The following is a 13,510-nucleotide window of genomic DNA, read 5'->3' as shown; positions in this document are numbered from 1 at the left end:
AGGTCCCTGGTTATCCTGTGAAGTTAGCAGTCTTGATTTCGTACCAAGACAGCTAACTATATAGGACATACTGGAGGGCTACGAAAAGCCCGCATCATAATCTCTGATTTGATGCCGGGTAGTTTACCAGCAATAGGTTTTTCTACTGCGAGATAGGCAAATAATTCAGCATCTTTATATTTGATTTTATCAGGATCGGCTAAAATCCTCCAACCGTCTAAATTCTTTAACTATAGTTATTCTGAATTGGTGGGACGAACAATTAAATTGGCTCTTTTATCTTTTAGTTGGGATTGTAAAAATGGGCTGAGATGATAATAGTCTAAGGAGAGTTTAATAACTTGATTTGGCTCGGTAATAATTTCGATATCTGTTAGTTCTGATGCTCATGCTTCCCAATTTATTTGTTTTGTTTTAGTTGTTGTCATTGGTATTTTTAAAGAATAAGTAAGAAGATATACATAAAAATCTTAAATCATTTGTGAGAATTTGACCATTGGATTTTTCAATTATGTGTAATAATACTACAAAGTTTAATTAATAAGTAGCGATCGCTCTTTATGCGTATTATCAGTCGGAGGACGCTGAGAATATACTGGGAAAAACATTCTAATGCTAAACCTGGGCTTTTGCTATAGATATAATAGGATATCAAATGCAGAGTTTCAAAACTGGAATGATTTACTGATAACTGATAACTGATAACTGATAACTGATAACTGAAATGACCACATTTCCCCCTCGCCCTATAACTAACGAAACTGAATTAATTGCTACTCAAAATCGGATTAATTCAATTTTAGACAAAGGTTCTTTAACAAAAGACGACCGCGACTATCTAAAAGTTTTAGGAATGTTAGTCTATGAATATGAAGAGGAACACGAACCAATTCTTACTATTAGTGGTGTTTAAATTCTCAAAGCTTTATTGGAAGAATCTCAACTTTCTCCTCAAGATTTAGTTCCTATTTTAGGTAATGAATTTATGGTATTAGAAGTATTGAATGGCAAATGCCAACTTTCAGAAAATAAAATTCAAGAACTAGCTAATTTTTTCAATATTTCTCCATCTTTATTGATAGATATTGCATAGTTATTGAGAGGTCTATTTTTGTTGGGTTTCCTACTTTTTGTTGCTCCCCCCTTTTTAAGCAGTTCCCCCCTTATTAAGGGGGGTTAGGGGGGATATAAAACTGTACCTCATAAATTAAAGAACTGTTATATCAGTACAATTTAATATAGTAGGGGTTTAGTTATCAAACCCCTACCAAATTTTTTAATGTTATCAATTTATCTGAAATATTAAGATGTAAAAAATTTTTCAAATTATTTAATTTATTTACTCTTTTGCCAATCTTCCAATGCTGCAATAACAAAGGTACTAGCAGGATGATTAAGTAATTGTTCAACAGCAGCAACTCCACCAGATTTTATAGCACTTAATATTCTTTGTGCCTTTGTTGGATTATTATCAATTTGTGTAATTACTTCCGTAGCAATTTTCATTTTGCCTGCTGTTGTATCTGAGGGGTAAGTTTCATCTAGTTGCTCTAATAATTCTTGAATATCTTTTGCTGCTTGTGCTAAATTTTGTTCCTGAGATTCGTAAATTGTTTCAGCAAAATTTGAACCTTCAATTTTTCCTCCATCTTTGTTGAAACCTACACCTATAAATTTATCGGTATCAATTTTATCTCCAGTCTTTTCTGCCATAATTGTATCTCCTTTATTACTATTTTGTATATTAACACCAGGGCGATTAACTGCTGTATCTACCCAAGCTTCTAATCTTTTTGTATATTTTTGCCTCTCTACCAAAAGCAATCTAAGTTGTTCAGGTGGAAGTGCTTTTAGTCTATCATAAGTATCAAAATATTCTGCGTGTAATATTGAATGATCTGCTTCAGGTGCAGTGTCAGCTTTTAACAAAAATCCCTGACGATTTTTCCCGCGTTTTTCCATAGAAATAATTTCTAATTCTGCTTTTGGATGGTCTTCTTGTAACTTCTGAAATGAATAGGCAACTATTCTAGGGTCAACTTTTTCTGCATGATAAAAGTTGAGAGTTTCTATCATTGGAGTAATAAAATCAACAAATTCTCCTTCTTGAAAATTCCTATTCCAGTTAGCAGGTTCGCGGCGAGGATTATCGTTTAAAGTATCTTTGGGTGAAAGTTTGAAAAAGTCTGGTCGTTTATCTGGAGGCAGACGCATATAAACATAATCACATTTGATACCATTGAGTTTAGTTCTAGTAGTTATCACGAAAATTAGTACTCCTAATATCAGCAAAACTGAAATCTGCATCAGACAAATCTTTTCCCTTAAAAGACAGACCTCTAAGATTAGCTCTTTGGAAATTTCGTTCACCTTGTTGATATTGTTGCAATATTTTACGTTTACACTGATTCATATTTTGTATCTATCCAGCAATAAAAATTAACTAAAGGAAAATTGACCACTGATTTCAAAAAACTTAACAACTATTCTTAAGGAAGAAGGAAGAAAACACTTAATTTTCAAACTAAGCACTTATTATCAAGGAGAGAAAAAAAAATCTCGTGTTGTCTGAATCTTACAGCGCTTTTGCTGATTGATGAGCCACAAATCGTGTCGGGGCGTTTTCCTCCGCAACATATAAAGCGGAGCTTTGCGTTAGCAAATGGCCATTTGACCTACTGTGGTCTACTTTTTTCAATCCATAAAATTGCATAAGTAACTGTAGCTGAGAAATATATTTACTCCAAAAATAAACGGAGTTATTAATAAATAATTATCAACCTATGCTGATGTAATTTTAGTGTTTGATTCAGGGAATACTATCCATTGAACAGGGAAATCACACAGAATTGATGGCGAAACGGGGACATTATTATTATCTGAATCGTCAACAATGAGATATTGGGTAGTGGGGGCATCTTGCTCTCGTAGCTTAAGTCCATTCCAGTAGGATGCGTTAGAAGGCTACAATTACCCAGTGAATGATTTAACGCTCCGTACTCCAACAATAAACGGAGTTATTAACAAATAGCTATAAACAATAAACCTATGTTGTCCGATCGCTCAAACTCCCAAGTCAAAATGAGTAAGTCAGATGTCCATGGAAACTATTTAACATTTTTTCAGCGTAAACTTCTAGAAAAAAATCTAGACGATAAGTTGCCGTGGCAATATCGCCAGAGAATAGAAATTATGCTGCTAGCAGATGAAGGCAAAACCCAAGGCCAAATCTGTAAAGCTATAGGTTGTTCTCCTGGTACAGCTAGACATTGGATACTTGTTGCTAAGTCTGGTCAAGCTCACCAATGGAACAATCATCCCATAGGTCGTCCCCAAGAAGTTAACGAACAATATTTAGAACGTTTGAAAGAGTTAGTAACTAATAGTCCCAAGGAATTTGGTTATGTATTCGGTCGCTGGACTGCTAATTGGTTAAGCAAACATTTAGCAACAGAATTTGGTACGCAGTTGAGCGATCGCCACATTAACCGCTTACTCAAACAAATGGGTTTATCGACTAAACCAAAGCCACCGAAAGCTGAAGAAATGTCTGGTCAAGATATTAATGGGAAAAATATTGTCATTCGCGATCTGAACTTTGATATTAATCAAAGCAAATCTTTAGGAATGTTAAGTTTCAACACTTTTAACTAGCTATCAGCTTTTAGCAGCTCTGGGTTAAAGTCCCTAGCAACCCCAAGCGCTGGATGGTTGAGTCGGGGTCAAAATATCCTTTTGGTCCGGAATGCTTGGCAAGCTAGAGGGCTTGTAACTGTTGGCTAAAATCTGGTATTATCTATAAAAATCTGGGATTATCTGTTTATGCTACTTGGATTCAAAACTGAACTACATCCGAATAACCAGCAAAAAACATTGCTGGCTAAACACGCTGGTGTAGCTCGCCATGCCTATAATTGGGGACTATGGTTAACTAGGAACATTCTTAATCACAATTCTAATAATCCAGGTAGTAAACTGAAATTTCCTACCGCAATCGACCTACATAAACTTTTAATAGCAATGGTTAAACCCAAAAACTGCTGGTATTATGAAGTATCTAAAACAGCGCCTCAATACGCTTTGAGGTATTTATCAAATGCTTGGAAGCGTTGCTTTAGTAAAGTGTCTGGTCAACCTAAATTTAAGAAAAAAGGTAAAGACGATAGTTTCACTTTAGATGGCTCAATATCGGTAAGCTTTAATCACATAAAATTACCAAGAATTGGATGGGTTAAAACTTATGAAATATTACCAGATAATGTTATCCCTAAATCTGTAACTATTAACAGAAAAGCGGACCGTTGGTTTATCAGTTTCAAAGTAGAGACAGCAACCATAATTACTGAGAAATCAGCAGATGTAGTTGGTGTAGATTTAGGTGTAAAAACTTTAGCTACACTCTCAACTGGCGAGATATTTGAAGGGGCTAAATCTTACAAAAAGTTAGAATCTAAATTATCCCGACTGCAATACCTTAACAGACATAAAACCAAGTTTTCCAATAACTGGAAGAAAGCGCAACTCAAAATAGCTCAATTACACAACACAATAGCAAACATCAGAAAAGATACATTGCATAAACTGACTACTTATTTGGCTAAAAACCACAGTCAAATAGTAATAGAAGACCTTAATGTATCAGGAATGATGGCTAACCATAAATTAGCTAAGGCAGTTGCTGACATGGGTTTTTATGAGTTTCGCAGACAGTTAGATTACAAGTGTGAGTTATACGGTTCTGAGCTAATTATTGTTGATAGATGGTTCCCTAGTTCTAAGACTTGCAGTAGGTGTGGAACTGTTAAAGAGTCTCTGTCTTTGTCAGAGAGAGTATTTAATTGCGAACACTGCAATTTCAGTTGTGATCGAGATTTGAATGCAGCGTTAAATTTAGCTATGGCGGTTAGTTCGACCGTGACAGCCTGTGGACTGGATAACGCCGACGTTGCCAGGAGCGAAGCAGGAATAGAACAGGTTATTTAGAGAAAATCATAGATTTATATAGATAATCATAAGTTTCTAAGAACGGCAAATTCCTGATGTCTTGGGATATCAACATTTCAGTGATCAGTTAGCCTCCTGTCGGAGGAGCTACGCTAACAGTTATCAAAATCATAAGGGTCGCGCAACCCCGTCTTTTAAGGCGCAATATTTTTGGAGAGTTGCTCACGCATCCCCTACTTCCCCTCCTGGGAGGGGTTAGGGGTGGGTTAACTTCTGACTTCTGACTTCTGACTTCGTTAACAGTACCTCTGCAATAAGGAGGCTTGAAATATAGGATATTTTCTTTTTTTATCCCCCTTAAAAGAGGAAGCTATTGACCAAAATTTTGCGGTCAAAAAAAATGCTCCTACTGATTGCTGACCGCTTCTTTAACAGCTAATAACAAATATTTAGTAAATAAAATTTTGAGTTATGGTTCAAAATGCATCTACCCCTGCATTGACTCAGGGGCGGCTCTCTGATGTCTTGGGATATCAACTTTCACAAAAAGAAATAGAAAATTGCTTAAAAACTACAGAACATTTGACACCAAAAGTTGGTCAATTTTGGCAAGCAGCAGATGCTCAACCAGGTATATATATTGTAACTGCGGGCAAAGTTAGACTATTAGATAGTCAGGGTGAATTAATCGCTACCCTCAATGGAGGAGCCTCATTTGGGGAATCTACTCTATTTCCTAATCATTCCTTTCAACCCTACTCAGCAAGAGCATCAGTAAACCTCAAACTCTCCTATCTCCCTGGAGAAAGCCTTCTTCCACTAATTCAAAAACACCCGGAAATCCGAGAACATCTTCATCAAGTTGCTCTCAAACTCGACTCTCTACAGAAAAAAGGTGAGCCAGAAACTGCCCATTCCTCTGATGAAAATCTGCCAGAAGCGAACATAACTGAATATAGGCAACCAGAGGTAAAACCACAAAAAACTATTAACAAAGCTTATTTCCCTAGTCCCACCCAACGAGTAGGTCATCTCTGGCAGCGCATCACCAAACGCTATCCCTTCTTTGCTCAACAAAGCGGTTCTGACTGTGGTGCTGCTTCTTTAGTTATGGTCGCTCGTTACTGGGGCAAAAATTTCAGCGTCAATCGGGTGCGGGACATTGCCAATGTGGACCGTAACGGTGCTTCACTCAGAGGATTATCTGCTGCAGCAGAAAGTATCGGATTTTCCACCAGACCAGTTAAGGCAAGTCTTGACCAACTAGCTAAACAAAAATTACCAGCGATCGCCCACTGGGAAGGCAAACATTATATAGTAGTCTATGAAATAACCCCTAAACAGGTGATCATTGCTGACCCTGCTATTGGTCAACGCCATCTCACCTACTCAGAATTTAAAGACTGTTGGACTGGTTACACCCTACTCCTACAACCTACTGCTTTAATCAAACAACTCAAAAATTCCACCACTCCCTTCTGGCAATTTTTTGAGTTGGTCAGTCCTCATGGACAAGTGTTGTTGGAAGTATTTATCACTTCTCTACTAATTCAAATATTTGGATTAATTACGCCTCTATTTACCCAACTACTGCTGGACCGGGTAGTTGTTCAAGGTAGCACTCTAACTCTAACCGCAGTGGGATTAGGTTTAGTTATCTTTGGTTTATTTCAAGTTGCCATGACAGGTTTGCGACAATATCTGCTCGACCACACTGCTAATAAAGTCCATTTAGCGATGATTGTTGGGTTTATTCGTCACACATTCCGACTACCCATGAGTTTTTTCGAGTCTCGTTATGTGGGGGATATTATTGCTCGGGTTCAAGAAAATCGGAAAATTGAGAATTTCCTCACTGGGGAAGCTCTTTCTATTGTGTTGGATTTGCTGACAGTTTTCATTTATTTAGGACTAATGTTTTGGTATAGCTGGAAAATGGCTTTACTAGCATTGGTTATTGTGCCACCGTTTTTTTTATTAGCACTTATTGCCACACCCTTCCTACAAAAAATCTCTAGAGAAATATTTGCCGCTCTAGCTGAAGAAAGTAGTTATCTGATTCAATCTCTGACTGGTGTAAGTACTGTCAAGTCTCTAGCAGTTGAGCAAACAGTACGCTGGCGATGGGAGGAATTTCTGAATAAGTCAATCAGAAAAAACTTTTCTGGACAGGTGATTAGTAACCGACTGCAAATATTCAGTTTAACTATTGAATCTTTAGTAACGACAGGGTTACTATGGTTTGGAGCTTGGTTGGTGATTCAAGGGGAGTTAACTATTGGGCAGTTGGTGGCTTTTAATATGTTGATTGGCACTGTGATTAGTCCTTTTCAGCGACTGACGGTTTTGTGGAATCAGTTACAGGAGGTAATTATTGCGGTGGAGCGCATCAATGATGTGATTGATACTGAACCAGAGGAAGATTTACAATCAGAAGGGCGTCAGTATTTGGTAGAGTTACGGGGTAATATTGTTTTTGATAATGTGACTTTCCGTTACCACCCAGAAAGCGATATTAATGTTTTGGAAAATTTGAGTTTTGAGGTTAAAGCGGGACAAACTGTGGCTTTAGTGGGGCGTTCTGGGTCTGGGAAAACAACGATTTCTAAGTTGGTTTTGGGGTTATATCCGCCTACTGATGGGAAAATTTTGATTGATGGTTATGATATGACGACTATTTCGTTGCCATCCCTGCGCAACAAAGTAGGTGTGGTTGACCAGGATACTTTTTTATTTGGTGGCACTATTCGGGAAAATCTGACTATTGCTCATCCCTCTGCAACTCTTGAGGATATTGTACAAGCAGCAAAGTTAGCTGGTGCTGATGAATTTATTCAAAGGTTGCCGATGGGTTATGAAACTCAGATTGGTGAAGGTGGGGGTTTGTTGTCTGGTGGTCAACGGCAAAGATTGGCGATCGCTCGTGCTTTGTTGGGAAATCCTCGTTTATTGGTTTTTGATGAGGCGACTTCTCATTTGGATGTTGAGTCGGAGCGTATTATTCAGACAAATTTGAATAGTATTCTCCAGGGTCGCACTACGTTAATTATTGCGCACCGTTTATCTACTGTGAGAAAAGCTGATGTAATTTTAGTGTTGGATAGGGGGGTGTTAATTGAGCAGGGAAATCACGAAGAATTGATGGCGAAACGGGGACATTATTATTATTTAAATCGTCAACAATTGGAAAGTTAAATGGAAATTCAAAATTTTGAATTCAAAAGTCAAAAGTCAAAAGTAAGAAATGAATTCAAAAGTCAAAATTAAAAATTCAAAAGTAAAATTTTAGGGGTTTTAAATGGAAAGTTCAAAGTCAAACTGTAGGGGCGAATGGCATTCGCCCTCCCTATATGTAGAGTCCCTGCGTCAGGAAAGTTAAACCTGAAAATTCATGCATTCAAAATTAAGATTTTAGGGCTTTCAATTGAAAAGTTAAACTTTAAAATTCAAAAGTAAGATTTTAGGGGTTTCAAATGGAAAGTTCAAAGTCAAACTGTAGGGGCGAATGGCATTCGCCCTCCCTATATGTAGAGTCCCTGCATAAGGAAATTCAAAACTCAAAATTAATGCATTCAAAAGTAAGATTTTAGGGGGTTCAAATGGAAAGTTCAAAGTCAAACTGTAGGGGCGAATGGCATTCGCCCTCCCTATATGTAGAGTCCCTGCATAAGGAAATTCAAAACTCAAAATTAATGCATTCAAAAGTAAGATTTTAGGGGGTTCAAATGGAAAGTTCAAAGTCAAACTGTAGGGGCGAATGGCATTCGCCCTCCCTATATGTAGAGTCCCTGCATAAGGAAATTCAAAACTCAAAATTAATGCATTCAAAAGTAAGATTTTAGGGGGTTTCAATTGAAAAGTTAAACCTGAAAATTCATGCATTTAAAAGTAAGACTTTAGAGGTTTCAAATGGAAAGTTCAAAGTCAAACTGTAGGGGCGAATGGCATTCGCCCTCCCTATATGTAGAGTCCCTGCGTAAGGAAATTCATGCAATTTATGCATTCAAAAGTAAGATTTTAAGGTTTTAAATTGAAAATTAATGCATTGAAAATTAATGCATTCAAAATTAAGATTTTAGGGGGTTTCAATTGAAAAGTTAAAAGTCAAAATGTAGGGGCGAATGGCATTCGCCCTCCCTATATGTAGACTCCCTGCGTAAGGCAATTCAAAACTCAAAATTAATGCATTCAAAATTAAGATTTTAGGGTTTTCAAATGGAAAGTTCAAAGTCAAAATGTAGGGGCGAATGGCATTCGTCCTCCCTATATGTAGAGTCCCTGCGTAAGGCAATTCAAAACTCAAAATTAATGCATTCAAAATTAAGATTTTAGGGGTTTCAAACCTCAACTGAACTGATAATGGATAACTGATAACTAATAACTGATAAAAATTATGCCACAACAATTCAATTTAACATTAGAATCAAACGGTCATAAACCTTTAGACACTGACTTAGTAACACTAGAAAAAAGTTTAAATAACTCCAAAATTTCAGAGCCAGATGTTACCAAACTAGATACAAATACATCTGTTGATGATTGGTCTTTTGCTACTAAAGAATTATTAGATGCTTTACCCCAACGTTGGACGCGAGGATTACTATATCTTTTAATAATATTTGTAGCGATCGCTCTTCCCTGGGGAATGTTTTCTAAAGTAGATGAAACTGGTACTGCTAGAGGGCGTTTAGAACCTCAAGGTGGTACTCTTAAACAAGAGTTAAATTTAACATTTACGGCTGCAACAGTATATACACAAACGGCAAAAGTTGAGAAAGTTTATGTTAAAGAAGGAGACAAAATTGAAGCTGGAGATATTTTAATAGAATTAGAATCTCGCCCTATTCGCGACCGACTTGCTCAACTTAATATTCAACTGCAAAGTCAACAAAATAGACTGAGTAAAATTGAACAACAAAAAAGTCAATTAGAAATCGAACTTCGTACCCAAGAACGACAAAATCAATCCCAAACATTAGAAAAAGTAGCTCAGGTAGAGCAAGTACGACGAAACTTTCATTCTCTGAATACGACCTACAATTTACAAGAAGAGGAAAAGCTAGCACAAGTTCATCAAGCACAACAAAATCTTGAAGCTCTTAGAAGAACATTAAATTTACAGAGGGAGGAAAAATTAGCTCAAGTTCATCAAGCACAACAAAATCTCGAAGCTCTTAGAAGAACATTAAATTTACAGAGGGAAGAAAAGCTAGCACAAGTTCATCAAGCAGAACAAAATCTCGAAGCTGCTAGGAGAATATTAAGTTTACAAAAGGAAGAAAAATTAGCTCAAGTTAATCAAGCAAAACAGCAGTTAGATGATAGTAATACTGCTTATAAATTATCAGAAATTCGCTGGCAAAAATCTCTCAGAGAAGTTGAACGTTATCGTAATCTTTGGGAACAGGGTGCAGTTACAGAAATTCAGGTAGTTGAAAAGGAGGGTATAGGAGAAGAAAGACAAAGAATATGGGAACAAAGTCAAGCAGACCGGGAACAAGCAAAACTACAAATAGAAGAGCAAGAAGGTAGTTACGACCGGGTTATTCATCAAGCGGAGGCAGATATTGAGCAAGCTGAGTTACGTTTAGCAGAACAAAAAGGTAGTTATCAAAGAATTATTAATCAAGCAGAGGCGGATATTAAACAAGCAGAATTACGTTTAGCAGAGCAAAAAGGTAGTTATCAAAGAACAATTAATCAAGCAGAAGCAGATATTGAGCAAGCAGAGTTACGTCTAGCAGAACAAAAGAGTAGTTATGAAAGAACAATTAATCAAGCAAAAGCAGATATTGAGCAAGCAGAATTACGTTTAACAGAACAAGAAAATAATTCTCAAACTATTACTCATTCTGGAGATATTGCCATGTCAAAAATAAAAGAGCAGCTTAAGAATATGGATAGTCAAATTATTAGCGCTCAGGGTGAAATTTCTCAGACAAAAAAAGAGATTGATTCTTTAAATTTTGAGTTGGAGCAACGAGTAGTTAGGGCGCAACAAGGAGGTACTATTTTTAATTTGCCCATTGAAGGTGTGGGAGATGTTGTGCAACAAGGAGAAATGATTGTGGAAGTATCACCACAAGGTAAAAATCTTTTTTTGAAGGCGCAAATGGCAACTTCAGAAAGTGGTTCATTAAAGAAAGGAATGGAGGTGAAGATGAAATTTGATGCTTATCCTTTTCAGGATTATGGTGTAGTAGAGGGAACCTTAAAAAAGATTTCTCCTACTTCACAAGTGCAAGAAACTGCTGAGGGGAATATAGCAATTTATGAGTTAGAAATTGAGTTGGATGAGACTTGTATTCCTGCTGCTAATGAGTGTATTGCTTTGCGTCCTGGAGATACGGCAACGGCAGAAGTTGTTGTGCGTCAGCGTCGTCTGATTGATTTTATTCTTGATCCGTTTAAGAAATTGCAAAAAGGAGGTTTAGATTTGTAGAAATAATTAATAATTGACAATTAACTAGCGGTTTAACGAAGCTATTGGTAGGGTGTGTTAGCGCTAGCGTAACTGAGCAATACCCCTTATGTAGTGCCTTTGCGTAAGTCCTGAATAATTAATAATTGACAATTACAGCAGATTCTACCTTGGTGATGTACACCCACGCGGGCAAGATGCTGAGAACATTTCATTTTAATACCTGTACTTCATATACTTGGAATCTGCTGTCACTAGGGGTACAAGTATTGGAAATTGTCACTGTTCGTCTGTCAAGATTTAATTTTTCACCAGTGGGAGCATCCTGTTTCTTTGCGTGAGCGAGAGCCTCAGATTACAAATAATTAAAACAGGACTTACGCATAACCACCACATATAGTAGGGGCGAATGGCATTCGCCCCCTACAATTGGTGTATAATTTCACATTTTGCGTAAGTCCTGTAAAAGTCATCTTTGAGATGACTTGAGCTATTAGCCAAGGATTTTAATCTTAGCGGGTTATCGAGTCATCAGTTTGATCACTGGTTGGCAGGTATGGGGGAATAACTCACCCGCCAAGAAATGAATTTCTTGGCTAATAGCAAAAGTCATCTTTAGATGACTGTTAATACTCATTTGTTTTAATTAATTAATAGGAGAAAAACCATGTCACAATCTATCACTATTACTGCTGAAGATATTCTTAACCAAGTCAAGCTATCCTTAAAAACCTCTGAGCTTACAGAAGGGATTATTACTCGCAAGATTATTATGGATGCAGCTCAGGAAGCAGGTATAAAAGTAGAGACTGAAGAACTTCAGAAAGCAGCAGATACTATGAGGTTTGTCAAGAAACTTCATAGCGCCCAAGAAACTTTTGCTTGGTTGGAAAAACATTGTTTGTCTGTAGATGATTTAGAAGAAGTTGCCTATATAAGTATTGTTTCTCAAAAATTGGTTGCTCATCTGTTTGCAGATAAAGTTGAGCCATACTTTTATGAAAATCAATTGAATTATGCTGGTGTGGTTATGTATGAAGTGGTTTTGGATGATGAAGATTTAGCGATGGAATTATTCTATGCTATTCAGGAAGGAGAAACAAGTTTCTATGATGTTGCCCATCAATATATCGAGGATATAGAGTTACGTCGTCAGGGGGGATATCGAGGAGTATTGTCTCGTAAGGATTTGAAACCAGAGATTTCTGCTGCTGTTTTTGCTGCTCAACCTCCCCAGATGATTAAACCTATTGTAACTTCTAAGGGAGTGCATTTGATTTTTGTGGAGGAGATTATTCCAGCAGAGTTAGATAATAAGTTGCGCTCTCAGATTTTTGCACAGTTTTTTGATGAGTGGGTTAAGAAGCAAGTTGAGTCAGTTGAAGTTGTGACGAGTCTAGAATCAAATAGTAAACTTCTTGCTGCATAGCTTTAATGGGTTGGGGATGGCGATCGCTCTGAATATTGTCGCCCCCAACACCTCTGCTTCCAACTCCTGAGTTAAGCCAAAGTCAAGCTGTCATTCCCGGCTAATTTCACTTTTTTTTCGGATTGCAGAACATGAAAGAGTTACAACCGCTGTTGGCCGAGGTACAAAACATAAACGACCCTTTACCTCCTAAAGTGTTCGTCATTTCTCCCTCAGTCAAATCATTGAGGTAGCTTTCAGAATCTAAGAATAAGTCAGCACCAGCAGGACGTAAATCAGAGATGTTAATGTTAGCCATTTTTCAGTTGCTCCTTAAGAAAATTAGTCAATCAATTTTGTTGATGATTGAATTAGACTTGCTTTTGTCTCTTTCCATTTATATTATTGCCTAACTTTTCTTATGGTGCAAGGGTTTGAACAACTTAAAACTACATCTAACTAACACAATTATGTCTCAAATTTTAGAGAAATAATTGCCTATATTGAGTAAAAATTAGCTAAAAGGAAGTTATATCAATCTAAACAGATAATTGTTGAAGAAATAACTCACACAATTATGTCTTTTTTGATTTTCCTCTGGTATCGAACTACAATAAAAGTCACAAAAAAACAGCCCCATAATCTAATGGAACTGAACTGAAAAATTATTATTCAAATAGTTTATAGTTTAAGTTGTACGAAAAAAAACAAAAGATATAAGTTTTTGTTGGGTTTTG

General features: G+C 36.9%; 9 protein-coding genes. 7 read left to right on the top strand and 2 right to left on the bottom strand.

The window, feature by feature from the left end; translation table 11 throughout:
• The first annotated feature begins 724 nt into the window (after window positions 1-724).
• Both F6K23_RS34185 and F6K23_RS34180 read left to right on the top strand, forming a co-directional pair.
• Window positions 725-913, top strand: coding sequence for a transcriptional regulator (locus tag F6K23_RS34185; RefSeq protein ID WP_293164663.1), 189 nt, complete (start codon window positions 725-727; stop codon window positions 911-913).
• A gap of 15 nt (window positions 914-928) precedes the next feature.
• Window positions 929-1,093, top strand: a complete 165-nt coding sequence (locus F6K23_RS34180; RefSeq protein ID WP_293164661.1) for a hypothetical protein — start codon at window positions 929-931, stop codon at window positions 1,091-1,093.
• Between the two features lie 242 nt (window positions 1,094-1,335).
• Here F6K23_RS34180 and F6K23_RS34175 read toward each other — a convergent pair whose 3' ends face one another.
• Window positions 1,336-2,265, bottom strand: coding sequence for a hypothetical protein (locus tag F6K23_RS34175; RefSeq protein WP_293164658.1), 930 nt, complete (start codon window positions 2,263-2,265; stop codon window positions 1,336-1,338).
• On the bottom strand, window positions 2,252-2,413 hold the full coding sequence (locus tag F6K23_RS34170; protein ID WP_293164656.1) for a pentapeptide repeat-containing protein: 162 nt from the start codon (window positions 2,411-2,413) through the stop codon (window positions 2,252-2,254). The genes F6K23_RS34175 and F6K23_RS34170 overlap by 14 nt, the downstream gene beginning before the upstream one ends.
• Window positions 2,414-3,081: 668 nt before the next feature.
• On the opposite strand from F6K23_RS34170, the gene F6K23_RS34165 reads away from it, so the two are divergent.
• The 5 genes from F6K23_RS34165 to F6K23_RS34145 all read left to right on the top strand — a co-directional run bounded on the left by F6K23_RS34165 (window position 3,082) and on the right by F6K23_RS34145 (window position 12,794).
• A complete protein-coding gene (locus tag F6K23_RS34165) occupies window positions 3,082-3,654 on the top strand; it encodes a helix-turn-helix domain-containing protein (RefSeq protein WP_293164654.1) in 573 nt (190 codons plus the stop codon).
• 168 nt (window positions 3,655-3,822) lie between these two features.
• Window positions 3,823-4,983 (top strand): RNA-guided endonuclease TnpB family protein, encoded by a 1,161-nt coding sequence (locus F6K23_RS34160; RefSeq protein ID WP_293164653.1) that lies wholly within the window; start codon window positions 3,823-3,825, stop codon window positions 4,981-4,983.
• A gap of 432 nt (window positions 4,984-5,415) precedes the next feature.
• On the top strand, window positions 5,416-8,139 hold the full coding sequence (locus F6K23_RS34155; RefSeq protein WP_293164651.1) for a peptidase domain-containing ABC transporter: 2,724 nt from the start codon (window positions 5,416-5,418) through the stop codon (window positions 8,137-8,139).
• Between the two features lie 1,198 nt (window positions 8,140-9,337).
• The gene (locus F6K23_RS34150) at window positions 9,338-11,386 is read left to right on the top strand and encodes a biotin/lipoyl-binding protein (protein ID WP_293164649.1); all 2,049 of its coding nucleotides are present in this window, start codon (window positions 9,338-9,340) and stop codon (window positions 11,384-11,386) included.
• Window positions 11,387-12,032: 646 nt separating this feature from the next.
• Window positions 12,033-12,794, top strand: coding sequence for a peptidylprolyl isomerase (locus F6K23_RS34145; RefSeq protein ID WP_293164647.1), 762 nt, complete (start codon window positions 12,033-12,035; stop codon window positions 12,792-12,794).
• Window positions 12,795-13,510 lie beyond the last annotated feature (716 nt).

The sequence above is a fragment of the Okeania sp. SIO2C9 genome (genome assembly GCF_010672455.1).
Classification (GTDB): Bacteria; Cyanobacteriota; Cyanobacteriia; order Cyanobacteriales; family Microcoleaceae; genus Okeania.
The sequence above is the reverse complement of the archived record's forward strand: the minus strand, read 5'-3'. Positions and strand labels throughout refer to the sequence as shown.